Origin of the sequence: Rhodanobacter humi (assembly GCF_041107455.1) — a bacterium.
Classification (GTDB): domain Bacteria; phylum Pseudomonadota; class Gammaproteobacteria; order Xanthomonadales; family Rhodanobacteraceae; genus Rhodanobacter_A.
Genome location: NZ_JBGBPY010000001.1, coordinates 853,756 through 878,124 on the forward strand (window position 1 = coordinate 853,756; position 24,369 = coordinate 878,124).

Annotated in this window: 15 protein-coding genes and 1 pseudogene; 3 read left to right on the plus strand and 13 right to left on the minus strand. The window is 63.1% G+C overall.

The features are described 5' to 3' along the window. Nucleotides 1-49: 49 nt before the first annotated feature. From AB7878_RS04015 to araD1, 4 genes are all read right to left on the minus strand, one after another. The gene (locus AB7878_RS04015) at nt 50-1,204 is read right to left on the minus strand and encodes an aldose epimerase family protein (RefSeq protein WP_369493114.1); all 1,155 of its coding nucleotides are present in this window, start codon (nt 1,202-1,204) and stop codon (nt 50-52) included. Nucleotides 1,205-1,280: 76 nt separating this feature from the next. Next, nucleotides 1,281-2,711 (minus strand): sugar porter family MFS transporter, encoded by a 1,431-nt coding sequence (locus tag AB7878_RS04020; RefSeq protein WP_369493115.1) that lies wholly within the window; start codon nt 2,709-2,711, stop codon nt 1,281-1,283. Nucleotides 2,712-2,816: 105 nt separating this feature from the next. After that, a complete protein-coding gene (locus AB7878_RS04025) occupies nt 2,817-4,253 on the minus strand; it encodes an aldehyde dehydrogenase family protein (RefSeq protein WP_369493116.1) in 1,437 nt (478 codons plus the stop codon). Between the two features lie 15 nt (nt 4,254-4,268). Then, complete coding sequence (araD1, locus tag AB7878_RS04030; RefSeq protein ID WP_369493117.1) at nt 4,269-5,279, minus strand: AraD1 family protein; 1,011 nt, start codon at nt 5,277-5,279, stop codon at nt 4,269-4,271. A 178-nt stretch (nt 5,280-5,457) separates the two neighbouring features. Here araD1 and AB7878_RS04035 point away from each other — a divergent pair, with 178 nt between their 5' ends. Further along, nucleotides 5,458-6,414 (plus strand): LysR family transcriptional regulator, encoded by a 957-nt coding sequence (locus tag AB7878_RS04035; RefSeq protein ID WP_369493118.1) that lies wholly within the window; start codon nt 5,458-5,460, stop codon nt 6,412-6,414. 29 nt (nt 6,415-6,443) lie between these two features. Here AB7878_RS04035 and AB7878_RS04040 read toward each other — a convergent pair whose 3' ends face one another. Then, nucleotides 6,444-7,247: an SDR family NAD(P)-dependent oxidoreductase gene (locus AB7878_RS04040; RefSeq protein ID WP_369493119.1), complete on the minus strand. Its 804-nt coding sequence runs from the start codon at nt 7,245-7,247 to the stop codon at nt 6,444-6,446. Nucleotides 7,248-7,412: 165 nt separating this feature from the next. Here AB7878_RS04040 and AB7878_RS04045 point away from each other — a divergent pair, with 165 nt between their 5' ends. Beyond that, nucleotides 7,413-9,140 (plus strand): IlvD/Edd family dehydratase, encoded by a 1,728-nt coding sequence (locus tag AB7878_RS04045; protein WP_369493120.1) that lies wholly within the window; start codon nt 7,413-7,415, stop codon nt 9,138-9,140. Between the two features lie 340 nt (nt 9,141-9,480). Here AB7878_RS04045 and AB7878_RS04050 read toward each other — a convergent pair whose 3' ends face one another. From AB7878_RS04050 to AB7878_RS04080, 7 genes are all read right to left on the minus strand, one after another. Continuing rightward, entirely contained in the window at nt 9,481-10,857 is a 1,377-nt protein-coding gene (locus tag AB7878_RS04050) for a glycoside hydrolase family 27 protein (protein ID WP_369493121.1), read from the minus strand. Nucleotides 10,858-10,933: 76 nt separating this feature from the next. Then, complete coding sequence (locus tag AB7878_RS04055; protein ID WP_369493122.1) at nt 10,934-13,171, minus strand: WD40/YVTN/BNR-like repeat-containing protein; 2,238 nt, start codon at nt 13,169-13,171, stop codon at nt 10,934-10,936. Nucleotides 13,172-13,401: 230 nt separating this feature from the next. Then, the gene (locus AB7878_RS04060) at nt 13,402-14,724 is read right to left on the minus strand and encodes an alpha-L-fucosidase (protein ID WP_369493123.1); all 1,323 of its coding nucleotides are present in this window, start codon (nt 14,722-14,724) and stop codon (nt 13,402-13,404) included. A 781-nt stretch (nt 14,725-15,505) separates the two neighbouring features. Then, nucleotides 15,506-16,474: an alpha/beta hydrolase gene (locus tag AB7878_RS04065; protein ID WP_369493124.1), complete on the minus strand. Its 969-nt coding sequence runs from the start codon at nt 16,472-16,474 to the stop codon at nt 15,506-15,508. A 66-nt stretch (nt 16,475-16,540) separates the two neighbouring features. Continuing rightward, a complete protein-coding gene (locus AB7878_RS04070) occupies nt 16,541-18,265 on the minus strand; it encodes an alpha-L-fucosidase (RefSeq protein WP_439653765.1) in 1,725 nt (574 codons plus the stop codon). 209 nt (nt 18,266-18,474) lie between these two features. Further along, entirely contained in the window at nt 18,475-20,589 is a 2,115-nt protein-coding gene (locus AB7878_RS04075; protein ID WP_369493125.1) for a beta-galactosidase, read from the minus strand. 61 nt (nt 20,590-20,650) lie between these two features. After that, nucleotides 20,651-22,360 (minus strand): carboxylesterase/lipase family protein, encoded by a 1,710-nt coding sequence (locus tag AB7878_RS04080; RefSeq protein WP_369493126.1) that lies wholly within the window; start codon nt 22,358-22,360, stop codon nt 20,651-20,653. Between AB7878_RS04080 and AB7878_RS04085 the strand changes: the two are divergent. Continuing rightward, a pseudogene (locus tag AB7878_RS04085) lies at nt 22,302-22,535 on the plus strand (IS1595 family transposase); the annotation flags it as partial. The gene AB7878_RS04080 and the pseudogene AB7878_RS04085 overlap by 59 nt on opposite strands. 119 nt (nt 22,536-22,654) lie before the next feature. On the opposite strand, the gene AB7878_RS04090 reads toward AB7878_RS04085, so the two are convergent. Beyond that, entirely contained in the window at nt 22,655-24,310 is a 1,656-nt protein-coding gene (locus tag AB7878_RS04090) for a glycoside hydrolase family 43 protein (RefSeq protein WP_369493127.1), read from the minus strand. Nucleotides 24,311-24,369: the final 59 nt, after the last annotated feature.

Here is a 24,369-nt window from a genome sequence, read left to right on the forward strand (position 1 = left end):
CGATAGAGATCAACCGACGGAGGTGACGCACCTGTCCGTATGTCACCATTCAGTGCTTCGCGCCGCCCTTGTCGGTGGAGAAGCGATAGACGATTCGGTTGTCGTAGACCTGCCCCGGACGCAACTCCGCTGAACCGAAGTTCGGATGGTTGGGCGTGTCCGGGAAGATCTGCGGCTCGAGCACGAAGGCATCACCTTGGCGATAGGTGTGGCCCGACCGGCCCACGGTGGTGCCGTCGAGGAAGTTGCCCGAATAGAATTGCAAGCCCGGCTGGCGCGAATACAGGCGCAGGATGCGTCCACTGGCGGGGGACTCCACCTGCGCCACAAGACGCGGCTCGGCACTCTTGGTGCGGCTGATCACCCAGTTCATGTCATAACCCTTGCCGATCAGCAATTGACTGGAACGGCCATCGCGGATGTCCTGGCCGATGGCTTTGGCATGGCGGAAATCGAATGGCGTCCCCGCTACCGATTGGAATGTTCCGGTCGGGATTTGCGTCTTGTCCACGGGGGTAATCTGGTCAGCCGGTATCAGCAGTCGCTGGTTCATTACCGTGCCCGAGCCCGCTCCATCGAGATTCCAATAGGTGTGGTTGGAGATATTGACGATGGTCGTCTTGTCGGTGGTGGCGCGGGCATCGATGGTGAGCTGATTTTCTTCGCCCAGGGAGTACGTCACGGTGGCCGTCAGGCGCCCGGGATAGCCTTGGTCACCATCGGGGCTGACAAGACTCAGGGTGACGCTGGCCGTCGGCCCCTGCTTGACTGAAGTGACCTGCCACAAGCGCGTGTCGAAACCCTCGGTTCCGCCGTGCAGGGAATTGGGGCCGTCGTTGATCGTGAGCTGATAATGCTTGCCATCGAGCGTGAACTGGCCCGTGGCGATGCGGTTGGCAAAGCGCCCCACGGTGGCACCGAAAAACTGGCGCTTGGACAAATACCCCGCCATCGTGTTGTAGCCGAGGGCCACGTCCGCCAGGTGACCGTTGCGGTCGGGAGTGACCAGGGACTGGACCCGCGCGCCGTACGCAATCACCGTGACGCTCACACCATGATCGTTTTGCAGCTTGACGGCTTCGACCTTGCGCCCGTCCGGCATCGAGCCAAAGATGGAGCGTGTGGCCGACGTGGCCAGACTGACACCGGGTATCAGCAGTGCGCAGACCAAGGTCGCCATCACACAGCGATGGAAATTCTTCACGAATACGTTCCTCACAAGTGGAATGGCATCGCATCTTGCGTACGTCGCGAGCCGAACGGACGCGACTCGCGAGCGGTCAGACGCCGATGTTGCGCAAGCGCACGCCTGACATCAGTTTGCGTTCGATGTTCTCCAGAGTCACACCCTTGGTCTCCGGCAACAGCAGAAAAACCAGGACGATGAACAGGAAGTTGAGCGCCGCATACACGCAGAACGTCAGCCCGGTGCCGAGCGTGGTCAGCAGGGAGAGGAACGTGGCGCCCACGATGAAATTGCTCACCCAGTTGGTCACGGTCGAGCAGGACACGCCGAAGTCGCGCCCGTTCAGCGGCTGAATCTCCGAGCACAGGATCCAGACCACCGGCGCGGCAGACATCGCATAACTGATCACGAACGCGATGAGCAGCGCGATGGCGATCCCGGCAGAGAATGACGTCCCCAGGCCCACGTTGAACAGCACGCCCATGCCAAGCATGCACGCGCCCATGACGGCGTAACCGATGTATAGCAGCGGCTTGCGACCAACACGATCGACCTGGCTCACGGCGATGAACGTGGCTAGCGCCATCAGCACCCCGATGGCGACCGTGCCCCACATCCGATTGGCCCCGGTCGCTATGCCGGCCAAGCCCAAAATCTTCGGCGCGTAGTACAAGATGACGTTGGCGCCGGTGAACTGCTGCATGAATTGCAACAGCATGCCCAGCAGGGTTGAGCGGCGAAAATTGCCGTTTTTCAGGAACAACCTGAAACCGTTGCCCTCCACCTGCAGGCTCTGTCGGATGGCCGCCATTTCCGCCCGCGCGACACCGGCATCATTCTGCCTGAGCTTGAGCAGCACATGGAACGCTTCGTCGTCGCGCCGTTTGGACATCAGCCAACGCGGACTGGTTGGCAAAAAAAACATCGTCAACACGAGGATGCCGGCCAACGGCGCCATGGACCCAAGCATCAGGCGCCAGCTGCCGGAATAGCTGAGCCCTGCATCGATCAGGTAGGCAACCAGGATGCCCACCATGATCGCCAGCTGGTAGCCGGAAATTAACGCCCCCCGACTACGCTCCGGCGAAATCTCCGATAGATAGATCGGCGCGATGTAGGAAGAAATACCCACGGCGATGCCGAGGATGGCCCGCATGCCGATAAGCATGTACGCCGAAACCGCCAGCGCGCAGCCGATCGCGCCCAGCACGAATACCACGCCACTGATGAGCAGGGTGATCCTGCGTCCGAAACGATGCGATAACCAACCGCCGGTGATCGCCCCCAGCGCCGCGCCCAGCATCATCGCGCTGACCACGAACTCCTGGATCACGTCCGAGGCACGGAACGCCTTGGCGATCAAGGGCAACGCGCCCGAGATAATGCCGATATCCATACCAAACAGCAGTCCGGCAAGTGCAGCGATGGGACCGACAATGTAGATGATGGGCACCGCCTTCTGGCGCCGCCCCATGGACACTTCGTGAGGAGTCACGACGCGTGCCTCACCGCTGGACTGATACATGTACTTCCCCTCGTAACCGATTGTATGGAGCGGTTGTCGACACATGCGGCGTCTCGCCCTCCGCGGGATGCCGCGCACAAAATCCGGCGCTTCACAACCGAGGCATCAGGCGGCCGTGTAGGCTGTTTTCACTGTCGTGTAGAACTCTGCGGCGTACCGTCCCTGTTCCCGTGCTCCGTAGCTCGATCCCTTGCGCCCACCAAATGCCACATGAGGATCGACGCCAGCGGTTGGCAGGTTGACCATCGCCATGCCTACCTGGGCGTGACGCTTGAAGTGGGTGGCGTGCTTCAGCGAGGTCGTGCAGATGCCGGCACACAACCCGAACTCCGTATCATTGGCCAGCGCCAGCGCATGGTCGTAACCATCCGCCGGCATGACGCAAGCGACCGGTCCGAAAATTTCTTCGGTGGCTATACGGTGACCAGGCTCGGCCGCAAACAAGGCGGGCTGCAGGTAGTAGCCTCGAGGGCCGGGATCCAGCTGCTCGCCGCCCCACAGCAAGGTGGCGCCTTCGTCCTTGCCGATCTGGATATAGGCCAGATCCTGCTCGAACTGCTGTTGGCTGGCTACGGGGCCGATGTCGGTATCCTCCGCCAGCGCCGGTCCGACCTTTAACGACGCAAGTTTCTGTTGCAAGCGTTCGACGAACTCATCATGGACGGCCGACTCCACGATCAACCGACTGGAGGCCGTGCAGCGCTGCCCTGTCGAAAAGTACGCGCCGTTGACCGCACATTGCACTGCATTGTCCAGGTCGGCGTCAGCCAACACGATGAGCGGATTCTTGCCACCCATCTCGAGCTGGATCTTGAGTCCGCGCTGGGCAGCGGAACGCAGCAATTGATTGCCGGTGGCCACCGAACCGGTGAAGCTCAGCGCATCGAGCCCCGGCGCATCGAGAATCGCCTGACCGACCGTTCGGCCACTGCCGATCACCAGATTGAATGCGCCCTGAGGCAGGCCGGCCCGACTGATGATCTGCGCCAGTGCCCATGCGCACCCCGGCACGGTCTCGGCCGGTTTGAACACCACCGTGTTGCCGTACGCCAGTGCCGGCGCAATCTTCCAGGCCGGGATGGCCAGCGGAAAATTCCAGGGCGCGATGATGCCGACCACGCCCACCGGTTCACGCGTGATCTCGATGCCGACGCCCGGGCGCGTGGAGGCCAGCCATTCACCGGGAATCCTGAGCGCCTCACCGGCGAAGAACTTGAAGATCTGTCCGGCACGTGCGGCCTCACCGATACTCTCGGACAGCGACTTGCCCTCTTCCATCGCCAGCAGCCGCCCGAGTTCCGCCTTGCGGGCCAGGATTTCGCTCCCGATGGCATCCAGCACATCGGCACGCCGCTGCGGAGTCGTGGCTGCCCAAGTTGGCTGCGCCTTTTGCGCAGCGCCGACCGCATCAAGCGTGCGCTGGGCATCGACCACCCCGAACTTGCCCACCGGGGAGTCGAGATCGGACGGATTTTCATCGATGGTGATGTTGGAGCCAACGACCCACTCGCCAGCGATGTAATTCTGGAATGTCTCGATCACGGATATTTCTGCCTCTTACAAGGATTGGACATCACCGATCGAAAAGCCGTCGTCGACCACCTGCAACGTGTTGCGCAGCGGTGCCCCCATGGCCGGCAGATCGATCTCGAACTCGTCGCCGGGTTCGACCCGAATGCCATCGGCGAAACTCAAGGTTGCCGTGCCCATGAAATGCAAATGGACATCACCGGGATGGCGATGAGCCGCGTATTTGAAATGATGGTATTCAAGGTTATCCAGCGAGTGGCACATGTTTGCCTCGCCGGTAAGAAAGGGCTTTTCCCAGATGATCCTGCCTTGGCGGCGTAACCGGCTTGATCCGCGCAGATCATCCGGTAATGCGCCAATCCACAGCTCCGGCCCCACCGCACACTGTCGCAATTTCGAGTGCGCGAGATACAGATAGTTCTGTCGTTCGGTGACGTGGTCGGAAAACTCGTTGCCGATCGCGAAACCCAGGCGCCGTGGCGTGCCCGTCTCGTCGACCATGTACAGGCCCACCAGCTCCGGCTCCTCACCGCCATCCAACGCGAACCCCGGTGACGACAAAGGGGCTCCGGGCGCCACCACCATATGGCCGTTGCCCTTGTAGAACCACTCCGGCTGCGCGCCAGGATGGCCATCTTCAGGCCGCCCGCCTTCCACGCCCCAGCGGAACATACGCATCGAATCGGTCAGTGCCTCTTCTTCAGCTTGGTGTTTCGCTTCGTGCTGATGCATGGCGTCACGCGTGGCCGCGCTACCGGTGTGCGTAAGGCCGGTACCGGTCACCAGACAATGCGCGGGATCAGGATGTTGGAGTGGTGTCAGTACGCGCCCATCGGCAAGCAGCTGAGCGTAGTCGAATGTCGCATCGCGCGGGCTTTCACCGATCAGCGTGGCCAGTGCCAGGCCAGAGGCGAGAGCTTTCTGTGCCAAGGCGTAGATAGATTCGTCGCCACGCAGCGCTTCAACCGTCGCGCTACGGGCATCGACCTCACCCACCCGTGGCGTCCGGGTGTTGTCGATGAACTGGATCAATCGCATGCATACCATCCCGGCATCTGAAAGTGCGCCCGGTAAGCCCGGGCCTAGTCAGGGGGAGGCATATCTACCTCTCCGGTTATTGCCCATTCTGCCCGGGTCATGTATACACAACAAATATAGTTTTATAGTCAATTGATACGAAAAAACGTATGACATTTTTTACACGGGAGCGGCCGTCTTGTCGTCAACAAATCCCTGGTTCTTGCGCGCGCGCCTGAAGACGCGACAGCTATTGCTGCTGGTCGCCATCGACAACGAGGGCAACATTCACCGGGCGGCGGAAACACTCAACGTATCGCAGCCGGCTGCGTCGAAACTGCTCAAGGACCTCGAGGACATGATGAATGTCCAGCTGTTCGAACGCCTGCCCCGCGGCATGTGCGCCACGCTGTACGGCGAGGTGATGATTCGCCATGCGCGCATCGCCTTGGCCAGCCTGGGAGAAGCCGGCGCCGAGATCGACTCGCTCAAGGAAGGTCATGCCGGCAATGTGCGCGTGGGCGCGATCCAAGGGCCAGCCGTCACGCTGATTCCCGAGGCCATCAACCGCGCGATCCAGGAGCGTCCGCTGCTGCGCGTCTCTCTGCAGGTCGAGAGCAGTGATGTGCTGATGGAACGCCTGACACAGAGCAAACTGGATATTCTGGTCGCCCGGCTTTTCGCCCAGCACGACAAAAGCCGACTTCATTATCAGGCTCTTGCCGAGGAAAAGATTTGCGCCATCGTGCGTCCCGACCATCCGCTCCTCAGCCTCCGGCGGCCGTCACTGGCCAATATGGCGCAGTGCGGATGGATCGTGCCTCCCACGGGCAGTGTGTTGCGACACCGTTTCGATCTCATGTTCCGCAACGCGGGCCTGGAGCTGCCGGTACGCCTGATCGAGTCGACCGCGCTGGTATTCGTGCTCAACATGCTGCGTCGCACTGACTACATCAGCGTGATCCCCACGGATGCTGCCGGTTACTATGTCGAGCATGGCATCGTGTCGGTGGTGCCGACGGAGTTGGCGTGCAAGATGGACGACTTCGGCATCATCACGCGCAAGGACTGGCTGCTGTCACCGGCTGCAGAATGCATGTTGGCAGCGCTCAGGGACACTGCCTGTGACGTGTATGGGCTTCCACGCCTGGACTGACCAAACCTGGCGCTCGGCAGACACCGGGCTCAAGTCCAGCCCGCGTCGACAACGAACTCCTGTGCCGTACACGCCCGCGACGCATCAGACGCAAGGAACAGCGCCATCGACGCGATGTCTGCAGGCATGATCTTGTCCGGAAGGCACTGATTCTCCATCAACTCCTTCTCGCTTTCGGCAGTCAACCAGAGCATTCGTTGCCGCTCTGTCATGACCCACCCGGGGCTGAGCACGTTGATGCGGATCCGATGCTCGCCCAGCGACTTGGCCATCCCCCGCGTCATGCCGTTCATGGAAGACTTGGCCATCGCATAGCACGGGTAACCCGCGTTCTTGGTCTGCCAGCCGGTCGAACCCAGGTTGATGATGGAGCCACGTCCTTGGCGACGCATTCCCGGCACCACGGCTTGGATCGCGAAAAATGCGGCGCGCTGGTTGATGCCGATCCGCTGCTCCCAATAGACCGGTGTCACGTCCTCAAGCGCATGACGATCATCGCTCCCCACATTGTTCACCAGCACGTCCAACGCCCCCAGCGCTTGTGCCGCGTCGGTGATCGCCTGTTGCAGCGAATGTACGTCGGTCACGTCACACCGCCTCCACCACGGCGCGGGGCCGAGGTCTCGAATCCGGTCGACCAGTGCGTGGCTCACATCCGCATTGATGTCCACGAATGCCACGTGAGCGCCTTGGCGTACGAATGCCTCCACCAGTGCTGCGCCGATGCCGCTACCGCCACCAGTGATGAACACCCGTCGCGCGCACAGGTCGGGATAGACCGCTTCTGACGTGGCCGCACTACGGCCATCGTGCCGAACTGATGATGCCAGCATGGGTGCAGATCTCCTCTTGTTGACATATCAATATGTGTATTGATATCACATAAATTGTTATTTTATTTGTATCAATATGCCTTGTAGGCTGCATCCTGTAAAGCCCGCTTGTTTACAAGCATTACTGAGGATTCACGGATCTTCAGCAAAGGACGTTGGACATCCATGAGCTCTTCAAAAGACACGAAAAGTCGCAGCCAGTCCTGGTTCGGCCACTCCGGCAAAAGTGGCTTTCTGTATCGAAGTTGGCTGAAAAACCAGGGCTATCCCAACGATCTTTTCGACGGCCGGCCGGTGATTGGCATCTGCAATACCTGGTCGGAATTGACGCCCTGCAACGGGCACTTCCGCGAGCTGGCCGAATACGTGAAACGGGGCGTCTACGAAGCCGGCGGATTCCCGCTCGAGTTTCCCGTCATGTCGCTGGGCGAGACGCAAATGCGCCCGACGGCAATGCTGTTTCGCAACCTGGTCAGCATGGACGTGGAAGAATCCATCCGCGCCAACCCGATCGACGGTGTCGTGCTGCTGATGGGCTGCGACAAGACCACCCCATCATTGATGATGGGGGCGGCCAGTTGCGACCTGCCCACCATCGGCGTGTCGGGTGGCCCCATGCTCAGCGGTCGCTGGCGCGGCCAGAAGATCGGTTCGGGCACCGGCGTGTGGAAAATGTCGGAGATGGTGCGGGCCGAAGAGATGAGTCAGGAGGATTTCGTCGAGGCTGAGTCATGCATGCATCGATCGAAAGGCGGTAGCTGCATGACCATGGGTACCGCCTCCACCATGGCCAACATGGTCGAGGCACTGGGCATGTCGTTGCCCGAGAACGCAGCCATACCTGCGGTGGACTCGCGCCGCTACCGACTCGCCCAACTCAGCGGACGACGGATCGTGCAAATGGTGCATGAAGACCTGCGCATGTCGAAGATCATGACGCGCAAGGCCTTCGAAAATGCCATTGTCGCCAATGCGGCCATCGGGGGATCAACCAATGCCGTCATACACCTGCTGGCCATGGCCGGACGCATCGGTGTGGAACTCAATCTAAAGGACTGGGATGAGCTTGGCTCGAAACTCCCGTGCCTTGTCAATCTGCAACCCTCCGGCGAACACCTGATGGAGGATTACTATTACGCTGGCGGCCTCCCTGCGGTGCTGCGTGAAATGGCTCCACACCTGCACCTCGATACCTTGACCGCAAACGGCAAGACATTGGGAGAGAACATCGCGTCGGCACCCTGCTGGAACCGCGACGTTATCAAGAGCACCAGCGAACCCTTCAAGCCTGAGGCCGGCATCGCCGTGTTGCGCGGCAACCTGGCGCCGGACGGTGCGGTGATAAAGCCGTCGGCGGCATCGCCGCACCTGCTGCAGCATCGCGGGCGGGCCGTGGTCTTCGAGAACATCGAGGAGCTGCATGCGCGCATCGACGATGACTCGCTGGACATCGACGAGCACTGCGTCATGGTGCTCAAGAACTGCGGTCCGCGTGGCTACCCCGGCATGGCCGAGGTGGGCAACATGCCGTTGCCGCCCAAGTTGCTCAAGCGAGGCATCACCGACATGGTGCGCATCTCCGACGGGCGCATGAGCGGTACCGCCTACGGAACCGTTGTCCTGCACACCTCACCCGAGGCAGCCGCGGGTGGCCCTCTGGCCCTGGTGCAGAATGGAGACCTGATCGAACTCGACGTGCCTGCACGGCGCATCCACCTGGACGTGACCGAAGAAGAACTCGCGCGCCGGCGTACGCTCTGGAAGGTCCCCGACGTTCCAAAGCGGGGTTGGTGCAAGCTCTATGTTGATCACGTGCAACAGGCTCATCTCGGTGCAGACCTCGACATCCTGGTCGGTAACAGCCGAAGCGATGTGCCTCGCGATTCGCACTGAATATGCTGATCGCCGGAATTCCGCGCGAATGATCAAGCCTCCGCCGCTACCGTCTGGGCACTTCCCCAAGGAGCACGGCTGACCCTGAGGCTTCCCCGTGTCTCTCACGCTGATACATCCAGTTTATTGACCAACGATCGGGCGACTGTTGCCGTCCGCCTGAAGTTGATCGGGGTGGCCAACCGCGCCTGTCGTTCCCGAACACCCACCGCGTGACGGCGGAGATCCAGTTCACCGCGCTGCCGGGAGCGTCGGCCTGGGGAGGCCGGTGCCGAACGGATCGCGCGTGCACCGCGCGGTCGGCAGATGGCGCGTGCACGCACCAGCGCCTGGCGATGCCTCAACGTACCGGCCTCATGGACAGGAGCGCGCATCCATGTGCCGGCAGGTCGAGGGACAGACGCGTGGACGTCTTCCGCGGCTGGCCGCTCCAGAGGTCGCGAGCATCGTAGCTGCCGGAAGCCAGGCCGAGCTCACCCCATGGCGCATGCAGTGAGACGGGCTTGTCGTCCAGATTGAAGATCGCCAGGTAGCGCTCGCCATCGTGCCGGCCGGACGCCACCCAGACGCGCACGTGATCGAACCCTTTCGGCAGGCGGCTGACCGGATGATTGTCCCGGCTGTCCTGGTCGACGGCGATCACGTCCTTGTTGGTGATCAGTGCACGCGTGGCGTCGTCCAATCGGGTCAGGTTGGCACCGAGGATAAGCGGCGAGCGCGCGATGGCTTGCAAGGTCAGCAGTGTGCGCTGCTCGTCCATGGTCAGGCGCGAACGGCGCGCCGGGCCGAAGCCGGGATGTGGTGCGAGCGTGCCGATCGGCAGCATGTCGGCATCCGGCCAATGGCCGTCGCGAGCCTGACCCGCCCATAGCGGCAGGCGTTCGAAGAGGTTGCTGATGCCCGACGGGAAAGTATCGGTGGGGTGGTCATGCACAAACGACCAGCCGTCCCAGATATCGTTGGTAATCCGCCACATCTGACCGTACCGGCGAATCTCCGCGGCGTGCGACAACTGCGTCGGGCCAGGCGACAGGCTGAGCACGATCGGCCGACCGGTCTTGCGGATTGCGCTGGCAATCTGCCGGATCTCGCTGATCTTGTAGGGGTGGTCGGCGATGCAGTCGACCTTGAGGAAATCCACGCCCCAGCGCGCGTACTTGGCCAGCATGGCGTCGTAATAGGCCTGCCCGGCAGGCGTGTCGCGCACGCCATAGTTGCTGTCGTCCCAAGGGCAGGTGTCTGCGACATCGGCGACATCTTCCGCATGGAAGGCGGAGCCGGCGATCGGCAGATTCGCCGCAACCGCCTGTTTGGGAATGCCGCGCACGATGTGGATGCCGAACTTCAATCCTTGCGCATGCACCCAATCGGCCAGCGGTTTGAAGCCTTGCCCATGGGCGGCGGAGGGAAAGCGGTCGAGCGCGGGAACCAGCAGGCCGTGTGCATCCATGGCGTAGTCGCGGGTCTGCAACTTGTCGCCGAACGGATTGCGCATGTACCAGCCCTGATCGATGACGACGTAAGTCCAGCCGTAGCCGCGCAATCCGGCCAGAACGCTGGCGTTCGCCTTGAAATCGGCCTCGTCGATGGTGAATCCGAACGAATCCCAGCTGTTCCAGCCCATCGGTGGCGTGGGGCTGGTTTCCTTCGCCGCTGCCATGCCGGCCATCGCCAGCATGAGAATCAGCAGCAGCACGATTCGCGTGCGTTCGAGCATCGGGTTTGCTCCAGTCAAGTGCCCGGCTCCTTCACGTGCGCAAGGGAGCCAGGCGTTGCGGTACGACGGCTTGGTGTCAGTCGACGGACGTTCCGTAAATGACCCCGCGGCCGCTGTTCGTGCCCAGGTACACCGTGCCGAAGCTGCGTGGGTCGCCGACCACGCGCGACACGCCGCCCCACTGGTGCTGCGCGTCGTTGATCTGCACCCAGCTGGCGCCGACGTCGGTGGAGCGGAACAGGCCGGTCACGCCGTTCACCGTGCCGGCCAGGTAGATGGTCGGGTAATACTTGCCTACCGCTGCCTTGCCGAAACCGATCGAGCTGGCGGCACTTACCGTGGACGCGTCCACCGCGCTCCAGCTCCAGCCGGAGCTCTGGCTGCGATACAGGCCGGATGGCGTGGCGAGCCATACATCACCTTGCACGCCGGTGACGGTGACGGCCTGGCTGGTTTCCCACGAGGGCACCTCGGGCAGGCCCGAGGTGGTCGACGCGTACCAGCTGACGCCCTTGTCGGAGCTGCTGAAGAAGGTGCCGGTCGCCGGACTCCATGCGTAGAACAGGTTGCCGTTGATGCCGTCGGACAACACCTGGGCGCCAACCGGCAGGCTGGCCATGCCGCTGGCAGCAGGATAGGCAAGCGTGTGCCAGGTGTTGCCGTGGTCAGTGGAGGCCACCGGCGCCACATCCGATGGCGCCCATACCATGGTGCTGGCGTCGGCAGAGATCGCCACCGTGCCGCCGCCCTTGGCGGAGCCTGCCTGGTTGGCGAATGGCGTCCAGCTTTTGCCGCCATCGCTGGACACGGCTCCGAACACGTTGTTGCCGCCCGTGCCCACGCGCACGATCGTCGACGGCGCGCCCTTGGCGAAGTCCAGTCCTGTCCCGTTGCCGCAGACCGGGTTGGTGACCTTCGTGGCCGGCGCCACATCGAGGTCGGCATGCACGAAACCGCAGACGTCACCCAGCGCGCTGATCAGGTGCGCGCCCGCGGTAGGCGAAAGCAATCCCAACACTGCCGTTTCCTCGATGCCATTGGCGCCCACGCTCCAGTGGGTGGGCTTGCCGGCGTCTGCGGCGGTGAGGTCGTCGGTGGTCCAGATGCCGCCGCCCCAGCCGTACATCGCATGTCCTGAATCGAAGGGGTCGATGACCACCTCGCCCCAATTGCCGAACGGTGCCTGAGTCTGGCCCACCGACACCATCCAGGGCGACAGGCTGGAGTCGCGTACTGCCTTGCTGCCCACGTCCTCCCAAGTGGAGCCGCCATCGGTGCTGCGGTACATCGTGTCGTCCGGCCACCAGTGATCCATGGTCATCACCACGAGGGTGCCGGGCCGGGCCGGATCCACCGCCAAGCCGCTGAAGCCGGAGGGGTAGTTGTACGGATCCGACGGCGTGATGTTTTGCCAGGTGCCCAAGCCGATGCTGTACTTCCAGACCTGTCCCGCCGTCATGCCGTTGGGTCCGACCGCGTTGCCGTACGTGATGTACAGATTGCCGTCGGGACCGATCAATCCGCGCTGCGGCATGAGGCCGCTCGGGCCGCCGGCCACCGGAGCCCAGGTCGTACCGCCATCGGTGCTCTGGTAAAGCGTCGAGCTTGCCTGGCCGATGGATACGCCGGCAAAAAGGGTTCTGGTCGGCATGCCGGCGGTGCCGGACGGCTTGTAGAAGGCGATGAAGGCCACGCCCGCGCCGCTGCCATCGTTCGACAAGGCCGTGAATCCGCTCACCTTCGACCAGGTGCTGCCGCTGTCGGTGCTGGTCCACAAGCCATTGGTGCTGGCCTGGTTGGACTCATTGGAGGTGCCGTAGAACAGGATCGAACCCTTGTTCGGATCGACCTGCAAGCGCTCGCCCACGTTGCGCCCGTCCATGTTGCCGCCGATGCGGAAACCGAGCGGGTGCACGGTGAAGTGCGCCCCCTGGTCGGACGACACGAGCATCGCACCGGCAGGAGCCCACGATCCCGTATACAAACCGGTCGCCAGATAGAGCATGTTCGGGTTGGAGGGATCGATGGCGATGCTGTTGATGCCCATCCACTGCACATCCCCCGGCGGCGTGCCGTCGTTGAGAGGCACCCAGGTGGCGGTCTGCGCATTGTAGCGATAGGCACCGCCGACGTCGGTCCGCGCGTAGAACAACCCTGGCTGCCTGGGGTGCGCAATGATGCCGTCGACGTAGCCGCCGGCGACGATCCGCACGTTGCTCCAGCTGTAAGTCGGCACTGCCGACTGCGCGACCGCGGCCATCGACGGCAGCGCGAGCGCGCAGCAGGCAAGAGCACTGGTAAAGATTCGCAACATGAGTTTCTGCATGATCCCCTCCAGGTTGATGTCAGTCCGCCGAAACGTTCCGCCACTGGCCCACCAGATCGGGCGAATGCAGGCGAATCATTGCGCCGTGTTGAATGCAACGAAAGACGTTTCGCCGCATCCTTCGCGGAGGCGGAAAATTACGTCCGATCCCACTGCATTCCCCGCTCCGCCCGGTGACGAAGGAACGAGAGACGCCCCAGTGTCAGCTCCCGTCCACTTCACGTTGTGGCCACGGGTTGAATCGAGGAGGCTGGTCGATCGAGGTCCAGCGCGATGATGGTATCCATGGTGTTGCTCCTGCTTCTTTGGATATGCAGATTCAGTGCGGCGGGGTCCTGCGAAACCCTGACGGGCTCGCCGGTCAAGCTGGCGGCCCCGATCACGTTGGCCTGGATCGCAGGCAGCGTTACGGTTTCCATCTTGCCCTCGAGCACGTGGACATAAATGCGTTGGTCGCGATGCGTGGACACGCCATATTTTCCGGGCATGAAGGGGCCGCCCCGAGTCTCGTAGATGCTCTCGCCGTATTTCCCCAGCCAGGTGCCGATTTCCTTCAGTCGTTGCACATGGCTGGGCTGGATCGTGCCGTCGGCACGCGGACCTACATTCAGCAGGAGATTGCCGTCCCGGCCGACGACGTTCGCCAACAGGTGAATGGCGTCTTTCAGTGACATCGGGTCCTTATCGCCGGAGTACCCCCAGTATCCGGCCAGGGGGAAAGCCGTTTCCCATGGCGTGGTGTTGTCGAAATCGCCTACGGCCCATTCGCGAACCTGATAATCCGGGGGGACATCGGCAGCACGGTTGTTGACGACGACCTGTGGCTGCAGGTCGCGGATGATCCGATTGACTTCCGCCCCCTGCCAGCTGAACTTGCCGTGGTAGTGCTCGCCGGGCTTGAGCTTGGGGAACGAGGGATCGCTCATGTCATGGCTGAAACTCAGCCAGTCGCTTTCGCCGCCGTCGAACCAGAGTGCATCTATCTCGCCGTAGTCAGACATCAACTGCTTGATCTGGCGGTGGTACTGCGCGCGCATTTGCTCGGCATTCTCCAACTGCAAGTTGGGGAAGAAGAATCCGGGAAATCTCCAGTCCAGTGGCGAGTAGTACAGGCCGACGCGGAGTCCGGCTTTGCGCACGGCGGCGGCATACACCGCGACGATGTCCTGGCGAGCCGCCGTGCTCACGCTCGTGAAAGGATTGCCTGGATCGTCGAAGAGCGCGAACCCGTCATGGTGCCTGGCGGTAAGCACGGTATATTTCATGCCCGCTTCCTTGGCGATGTCGGCCCATTGCTCCACATGGGCCCTGACAGGATTGAACTGCCCGGCAAGCTTTGCGTATTCGTGAACGGGAATCTGCTCGCGCCACTGCACCCATTCGCCGCGTGCAGGGAGGGCATAGAGTCCGAAATGGATGAACATGCCGAAACGCGCACCGCGCCACCACTGCATATTCCCTCGGTCAACGACCGCAACCTTCTGGCCTGCGCTGGCTTGGTCAATGCCAGGGGCATCGGCGGGAGGTTGGTCCTGGGTCATTGGGCTCGTATTGGCGCGCAGTACAGAAGGGAGCATGGCGACACTCGACAGCGCTCCAAGGGCGAGACAGAATTCCCGGCGATCGATTCTTGGCATGCAGTGCCCCAGGTCCGTGATTTCGGTGCGTGAATCGTTTTCCCGGAAGCTGGCTGATGCATGGTCGGCGCGATGTCGGCCGATCAGGCAACGCAGCACCCTTGTCAGATGAAAGCGCCGTATTCGATGGCATTTCCCCCGGCTCCGGTGTGTTCAACCGAAGGCGAGCCCCTGGATCGTGTGCATGCCGCGAAAAAGGTGTCGCCGCGTGCTTCGCGAAAGCGGCAAGCCCGTCCGATCCCGCTGCATACCCCGATCCGCACGACGACGAAGGAACGGCATCGGGGAACATCGCGAGATACCTCTCGCAATACGCTTGCGCGAAGCTCACGCATGATGTCGAGCATCGAACGCCGTCCCTGGCACGACTCTACGCGCAACGCCCGATACGCGGCATTGCGAAGAACGTCAGCTGCAATTGCGAAATTAGAAACTGCGCCGCGCAATCGCCAGGTGAATGACCAGTCTGTGATATCCGTCTCACGGTATGCGTGGCGGCGGTTCCCCCGGATCGCTCGTATCGGTCTTGCCGTCGCTGCACGACAGCGCGGCTCGCCCTGGCTTCGAAATCGCCTCATACCTCCTTTCGGGTCCGAAAAGAAGCCGGGCCAGCCGGCAAATCACCTGCTGTCCGTGTGTCCGGTGAGCGATTCGCGGGCTTTGGACAGTGCGCTCGCCAACTGGCTCAGCTTCCCCGGCCCTGGGTCGAGACCGCCGGCGGGGGCTGGACATACTTGAAGTCCATCAACCCCATGCCGGCCATCCATCGCGCCAGCAGCGCGGGCCAGATGCTGAGCAACCGATCGGCCTGACCAAGGCCGGTGCCATGGCCGCCTTCGCGAAAGACATGCAGTTCAGCCGGCACATGATGTCGATGCAACGCCAGGTAATAGTCGACGCTGTTTTCCGGTGACACGGTAGTGTCCGCATCGGTGGCGTAGATGAAGGCCGGCGGGGTCTGGTCAGTGACCTGCGTCTCGTTGGAGAGCAGTTCGACCATCGCCTGCGTCGGATGCTGGCCGAGCAGGTTTTCGCGTGACCCCAGGTGGGTGAAATCCTTCTTCATCGTCACCACCGGGTAGGCGAGAATGGTGAAGTCCGGTCGTGCCGAGACTTTCGCGATGGCATCGCCGCCAATCGCCGTAATCGGCGCAAAATGCGTCGACACGGTCGAGGCCACGTGGCCGCCCGCCGAAAAGCCCATGATGCCGATGTGGTTCCTGGCCAGATGGTAAGTATCGGCGTGGTCACGTACCCAGCGCATCGCGCGCCGTCCGTCGTCGATGGGCTGCGGATAGCCATGACCCGCACCATGCCGGTACTGCAGCACAAAGGCGGCCACGTGATGTCGATTGAACCATTGCGCGACCAGGGTACCTTCCCAGTCCACCGCGAGGTTTGCATAGCCGCCACCCGGGCAGATCACGACGGCAGTGCCGGTGGGATTGGAGGCAGGAAGGTAGGCCGTGAGCAGCGGCAATTGCTGTTGCCGCGCGCCATCAGGCGGCGCCGTGCCCGGCCACAAGGGTACGGTGGTGGTGGTCGCATGCCCCAGCGACGCGAACAACAGCAGCACGCCCAACGCGCTCAGTTTCGCCCGCAGCGACAAGCCGCCGGCATGGGTTTGGGCCGTACGTGGTTTGCGCAATGACATGATGGGAACCTTGTACAGATGGTGGACATCGAACCCGATGATCGCGACGATGGCGCCGAGAGCCGGTCACGACGAAGAAGCCCCCGGTGACGGCGAACTCGACTTCGAGGTGCTGCGCTTGGCGTGAAGTCCCGGCATGTCGATCCGCAATACATAAGCCGCGGCGCCAGCCGGTCGTTCGGGCAGGCGCACATGCAGGCCGTCGGCCTGCTGGCTCGCCTCGATCGCCTTGCCGTCGGCCAGCAACGTGACAACGCCGACGTGGTCGGACGGCTTGATCGAGTGGATCACCGCCTCGCCCGTCGCGGGCCAGCCCAGTTCGATCGCGTAGAGCACGCCCGGACGCGTGGTGAAACGGAAATCCTCGGCGGTGTAGGGCTTGGTGCCGGTGTCCTGGAACGAGCCGGTCGCCACATGGGTCGGCCCCTCGCCGAACACCCGCCACGGTGTGGTGTCGTAGATCGCCGCGCCATTGAGTTTCAGCCATTGGCCGATGGCGAGCAGCACGTCGCGCTCGGCCTTCGGAATGGTGCCGTCCGAACGCGGGCCGATGTTGAGCAGCAGGTTGCCGTTCTTGCTGACCACATCGGCCAGCAAGTGAATGATGGTTGTCGGGGTCTTGTACGTGTCGCCCTTCACGTAACCCCACGACTTGTCGCTCAGCGAGGTGTCGGTCTGCCAATGCAGCGACTGGATGCCGGCGAGCTGGCCGCGCTCGATGTCGAGCACGCCAGACCCCGCGGGGAAGTCGCCGAGCTTGTAGTTCACCACGACGCCGTCGCGTGTCGCGCCCTCGTTGTAGTAATACGCCAGCATCTTCGGCAGCGTGTTGCGGAAGCTCGGCTGGCCTATCCACCAGTCGAAGTAGACCAGGTCCGGATGATATCGATCCATCAGCTCGGCAGTGCGTGCCAGCCAGTCGTCCAGAAACGCCTGCGAGACGTAGGTCCAGTCGCCGACCAGATCGCCGTCATGGCCGCTGGGCAATACCCGCGGCACGGCTGGCCCGTAGAGACCGGCATAGCGTGGATCGTTCACGTCCGAATCGAATCGTCGCCCGCCGTCGAAGAACCAGTCGTGCTCCGCGCGGTGCGACGATACGCCGAAGCGCAGCCCCTGTGCCCGCACCGCCTTGGCGAGCAGCCCGATGACGTCCTCGTGCGGCCCCATCTTGACCGCCGTCCAGTCCGACAGCTGCGAGTCGTACATCGCGAAACCGTCGTGATGCTCGGCCACCGGCACCACGTAGCGGGCGCCGGCCGCCTTGAACAGTTTTGCCCAGGCATTGGGGTCGAAATGCTCGGCCTTGAACATCGGGATGAAGTCCTTGTAGCCGAACTTCGACTGCGGGCCATAGGCGGCAAGGTGATGCTTGTATTCCGGGCTGCCCTGCTGATACATGAGGCGCGAATACCACTCGCTGCCGAACGCCGGCACCGAGTACACGCCCCAGTGGATGAAGATGCCGAACTTCGCGTTGTCGTACCAGGTCGGTGCGGTGTAGCGCGTCAGCGACACCCAGTCGGGGCGAAAAGGTCCGTGGTTCATGCCCACGGCCACCCTCGCCAACAGCGCCTTCCGCGCCGGTTCGTATTTCGCCGTGGCCTTCTGCCACGCCAGATCGGCGGCTTCCGGCGACAGCGTGACAGCAGTAGGTGCCGTCGACGATGGCACCGGCGCGGCATGCCCGGGCACCAGGATCGCGGCGAGCAACACGCCGCAGGACATCAGCAATCGCTTCATGGTCAACCTCCTTCGATTCGCAAAGACCGCGTGCGCGGCGAAATGCATCAACAGTGACCGGCATCAAGTTGACGACACTGCCCCGCAACGCACCCTCCACAGTGAAAATCCGGGCGCCACACCAAGCAGTAGCAGGGCCACCCGTGCACAACGCAGACAGGATTTGATCCTGCATCGTCGCGTTCAGACATCCAGATGGTCCGGCGTGCGGCACGTCCGACCGCGGTGAAAATCCCGCGACGCGGCACCGGTCAACGTCAACGATTCGCCGCCGCAGGCTCGCGACTGTCCAGCACCACCACGCCATACGGCATCAGCGACACCTCGCTGCTGGCACCACCTTCGGCGAGCACGGGCCACATCGACGACGGCAGCTGCACTCGCCGCGCCGCGGCCGCATGGTTGACCAGGATCACCACCTGATGGCGGGCATCGCCGCGCACGCAGACTTCCACATCCGCCGGTACGCCAGGTACCGGTGCGTGGACGTCTGCCTGCTGCAACCACGACGCGGTGAGGCGATCGAGCAGGCCATCGTCCAGCCATGCCCCCACGTAGGTGATGCTGCCCTTGCCAACGCGACGGCTCAGTACCGCCGGCTGATCGTCCAGCCAGCCGTTGGATTTGCCGTAGCGCAGGACCACCTGGGTCTGTGGCGACTGGGCCTGCAGCTGTTCGGCCCAGGTCGTGGCGCTGCCCTGCCCCGCTTCGCCTGCGACGGGGACCGCCTTGTCCAGCGCATAGAACTGCGCCACGCGCCCACCCAGCACACTCGCCAGCGGGCCGGGCTGGCGTTGCGGCTGCAGGCCGTCGTCGGCGTTCTTCATGCCGCTGCGCGGGCCCAGCACCAGATGCCCGCCGTGCTCCACGTACGCCTTCAGTCGCGCCGCTTCCGCGTCGGTCAGCACGTTGAGCGCCGGTGCGACGACCAGCTTGTAGCCATCCAGCGGCGCATGCGCGGAGACCACGTCCACCACCTGTGCCTGCGCCCGCAGCGGACGATAGAACGCCTTCAGCTCGGCCACCGGACCGAAGTTGGCGGCATGGCGCTGGAAGTCGATCGCCCAGCGGCTGTCGAAATCGTTGATGACCGCCACCTCGGCATGCGGCGTGGTGCCGGCCAGCACCGCACCGGCCTTGGCGAACTCCGCGCCCACCTGCTGGATTTCGCCGTACACCGGCACCGGCGTGCCATCGGCGCCGACCAGCGTGCCGTGGTATTCCTCCTGGCCATTCGGCGCGGCGCGCCACTGCCAGTATTCGACGGCATCGGCGCCGTGGCCGATGGCCTGCCACGCCATGTCGCGCACCACACCCTTGCGCAGGGTCACGTTCGTCGCGTGCCAGTTGACGAAACCCGGTTGGGTTTCCATCACCCAGAAATTGCGCCGCTTGTAGCCGCGGGCCAGGTCGTGACGCGCGGCGTTGTCGACCCAGTCGTAGTCCTCGCCGGTATCCACGTAGTCGTCCCACGCCGCGATGTCGAGCGCCTGGTGCACGGTGTACGCATCGAAGCCGTCGAACCAGCCCATGGTGTTGGTGGTGATGAACTGGCGTGGATCGACGTGCGGGCGGATGGCGTCGATCTGGTTGAGCGAGTAGCTGCGCCAGGTGTCGCTGACGAAGCGCTTCCAGTCCAGCAGCAAGGCAGGGTTTTCGTGGTCCGCGCGCACCGGGATCTGCTCGAAATTGTCGTAGGTCTGGCTCCAGTACGCCGTGGCCCAGCGGTGGTTGAGTGCCTCGATGCTGCCGTACTTGTGCTGCAGCCACGCGTGGAACTGGGCCTTGGCGTCGGGATCGAACGAATCCGCCGCGTATTCGTTGTCCAGTTGCCAGCCGACCACGTCCGGGTTGTGACCAAAGCGCTTCGCCATCTGCTCGGCGATGTCGTGGGCGAACCGCCGGTAGCGCGTACTGGCGAAGGAGAACTGCTGGCGGTTGCCATGCTCGTCGCGCACGCCATCCTCACTGACGCGCAAGGTATCGGGATACTTCTGCGTCAGCCACGCGGGCGGTGCCGCCGTGGGCGTGCCCAGCACCACCACGATATGGTGGCGTGCGGCCGCGGCGATCGCGCGATCCAGCCAGCCAAAGTCGTAGACGCCCTCGCGCGGCTCCATGCGGCTCCACGCAAACTCGCCGATGCGCACCAGATGCACATGCGCGGCCTGCATCAGCGCCAGGTCGTGATCCCATTGCGCCTCGGGCCATTGCTCTGGATACCAGGCCGCGCCCAGCAGCAGCGGCGGCGCACCGGCGTAACGGGTGGCCTGGGCATGCGTCGTGGTGACGAACGTGAGCATCAGCCCCAGCGCACCCAGCAGCAGTGCAGCGCGCCTCGTCAGAGCGCTGATCGATTGAAGACAAGGCATCGTGACGCGCTCCGGAAACCAGGCTCGATGGCCTTCAATCTTCTTCATCCCGGCTGTCTCCTCAAAGATGCGCATCAGGCTTCATCCGCTGCAGGAATTCGTAGCGTGCCGCGTCGTGGTCGACCCGGGTATGCGTGGGCACGCCGATCACCTGGCGCAGCAGACCGCCCTCCTTGTCCGCGGTGGCCGGCCAATGCGGCAGGCCCGGCCCGTTGGGGTTGCCGGTCTTGATGAAGCGAGCCCAGTAGCCTTCCATCGTGGCCGAGACTTGGCGATCGGCGGGCGTCCACGCGTAGACCGCGTTGCCGGACAGGTTGCCCAGCGCATATTCGATTTCGCCGCTGTGCACTGCACCCGGATCCGGGCCGGCGCTGCCGTCGCGCCTGGCCGGGCGGCCCTGGGTGAAATAGTAGTAATACACCGGCGCCTGGCCGGTCTGGTGCTGCAGCTGCATCCAGCGCCAGGTCGCGAAGGCGATGAACTGGTCCCCCGCCAGCGCCGTGCCGGACGCCTTCAGCTCGGTCTCGGTATGGCCGGGATACAGCTTCAAGGCTTCGGCGGCGTGCGCGCCGAACTCCCGGTGGAGGACGACGCGATAGTTGGCCGGCGTGGGTGGCGCGTCGTGGAACAGGTTCGCGTAATGGCCTTCCTGCGAATTCGAGCCGACCAGCAGCGGGATGTGCGCCTGTGCGCCGGCGCGATAAATGACCTCGGGCGAACGCGGCAGAAAGTAGCCGTCGATGGTCGGGCCAAAGGGAGCTATGTCCTTGTCGTCGCAGGCCTTGAGCAGGACGCTCGCAGCCATCGCACGCAAATCGGCCAGCGAATGCGCACCGACACGTTTTTCGAAGGCCTCGCCTTGTTGCTCGGCCAGTGCCAGCGGTCGCGGTTTCAGGTTGCCGAGCAGCGCGCCGCTCTCGCCGATGGCCCGTTGCATCAGCCCTTTCGAGAGTGGCGAAGCCATCTGCGCCGACACCGACATGGAACCCGCCGACTCGCCACCGATGGTGACTCGTGCCGGATCGCCGCCAAAGGCGGCAATGTTGCGTCGAACCCAACGCAGCGCGGCATTCTGGTCGAGCAGTCCGTAGTTGCCGCTGGCATGCTGCGGCGACTCGTCGGCCAGCGCCGGCAGCGCGAGGAAACCGAGCACGTCCAGCCGGTAGTTCACGGTGACCGTGACGATGCCGCGCTGGGCCAGGCCGGCGCCGTCGTAGCGCGGCTCGGACCCGTCGCCTGCCCAGAAGCCGCCGCCGTAGAAGTACACCAGTACCGGCAATTTTCCACCAGGGCTGCGCGTCGGCGCCCACACATTGAGGTACAGGCAATCCTCACTCATGCCGGCGGAACGGAACACCATGTCGCCGTACAACGGGCGCTGCATGCAACGCGGACCGAAATGGTCCGCCTTGCGCACACCCGTCCAGCCGCTCACCGGTTGTGGCGGTTTCCAGCGCAAGGAACCGACCGGTGGCGCGGCATACGGAATGCCCTTGAATTCGTCGAGGCCTGACTTGGCATCGTGGCTGCCCAACAGTGCGCCGGTGTCAGTGCGTACCGTGGGCACCGCGCCGGTCGCGAACACGGCACTGGCCGCCGATGCGAAGACCAGCGCCAGCAAAAGACTGAAGTGGCGACGGATGAAGACGGGGGGCATGGTCATGGATCTCGCAGCAGCGACAAGAGTTTTCATCTTACGAACGGACCTCGGTGAACGAGCGCGCCGGGTCAATATTGCACTCAGCAACCTCAAGCGTTCGCTCGACCGCACCTATCACGTTTTCGGTTTTTTCAAGTACGCCCATCGATACCTCTCCGAAGCGGCTTGGCGCGTCAATCGACGTTTCCAACTCGATGCCTTGGTGCCTCGCCTGCTGGGCGCCGCCGCGCGTTGCCCCACGTGGACCGAGCGCCGCCTACGCGTTGTTCCCGTTTTGGCCGACTGAGCAATGGCGCTCTCAGGAGCCAATGTTGTTCTGCGCCAGCTGCAAGCGAGGCCGAGGCCTGCACCGAAAAACCGACAAAGACGGGCTAGATCGTGAAGCATGAAAAGGAACGACGAAGGTCAGAGTGAGTTGCCGCCTGACCCGATCCGATAATAATCAAAATCAACATAACCGCCCGGCTTTTCCGTTGCATAGTTGAACAGGCCGAAGCGGTAGCCCATGAATTGCGGCACGGTGTAGACCATCTGCAGCGTATTGCCGATTTGCTCCCATTTCTTCCCGTCGAGGCTGTAGTAGAAATTGGCCTTATCCGTCTGGTTGCGGAAATCGCAATCGATCCTGAAGTAGACCACCTTCTGCAGCAACGGAATCCCAGCGATTTCCTTGGGCGAATCGCCATGCGCGTTGACCATGACGATGGACTTTCGACCATGATCCATTTTGACACCGACGTAGCCGTATTTTTTCTGGAGCGCGATGAGTCCGGCCACGTCGCCATTCTTCATCTTGTCCACATGGAGGCGCGTCGATGCCGAACTGGTGGGGCCGAAGGTCCGCTGGGTAAGCGTGTTGCGCGCGCCAAGCACGTCTTGATCGACACGGCCCGTCGTAATGCGCAGACGTCCAGGCTTCTGCAGGATTTCCCAGTGCGCGTTATCGGGATTGTGATTCCATTGCCAGGCGAGCGGCAGCTTGGGATCGCCGGGCCGGCGGTTGAATTCGTCGGAGGCGACGATGCCGGAGACGCCGGAGACGCCTTGTCCGCCGGCGGGGATGTCGAGCGTCATGGGTACCTTGCCGTTTTCGCCGAGAACGGGCCAACCGTCCTTCCAAGTCACGGGCACGAGGTAGGGGACGCGACCGACGGCGTCGTCGTCCTTGAAAAGATAGGCATACCATTTGCCTTGCGGGGTGTCGATGAGGCCGCCTTGGGCGATACCCCGATCTTCGAGCGCGATGCGACTCTCGTAGGGACCGTCAATTGCGTCGGCGCGGCTGATGATGACGGTGCGCGCCCAGCGGCTCCCGGGCGAGGCGATGTTGAAGAGGTAGTAGCGGCCCTTGATCTTGAAAAGCTGCGAGCCCTCGCCCTTGAGACCGCCTTGGTCGGCGCCGAAGACGGCGTTGACGTTTTCGACGATGACCTTGTTCACGCCGCCGGGCTTGATTCCGGAAAGATCGGGTTGCATCTCGGTGAGCATGATGCGACCGCTCCCGTGAATCATGTACACGCGACCGTCGTCGCCGAAAAACAGGCTGTGGTCACCCAGCGCGGGTGCGAAACTCGTCGCTCTCCACGGGCCGCGCGCCGGATCGCGCGTACTGTAGATGTGGGTGCGTCCAGTGGTGGCGGAGAAAGTCGTGGCATAGAACATGCCGTCGTGGAAACGCAGGCTGCTGGCCCAGGAACCCTTGCCGTAGGCGTTTTGTCCGTTATCCAGATTCATGGCATCGTTGTCGACCAGCCGGTCGTAGGCGTAGCCGACCAGATCCCAATTCACCAGGTCCTTCGATTCCATGATCGGCACTCCCGGGCTCAGGTGCATCGTCGTGCTGCTCATGTAATAGATGTCGCCAACGCGAATCATGGACATGTCCGGCACATCGGCCCAGATGATGGGATTGTGGGCAGGATGCGCCTGTTCCGCCGAAAGGGGCCGAGACGCGGCGCAGGCGAGGACCAGGACCCCCAGGAGAAAAAGGATCAGGCGGTTCATATGGCAGGCAGGAGAGACGGCGGAAGGGCGGCTCAGGTTGTCAGGGTGTTTGTCCATTGTCTTGTCTGCGGAGCCAATCATTGAGAGTCAGGGTGTCGATCGAGGGGGCGTGCCGC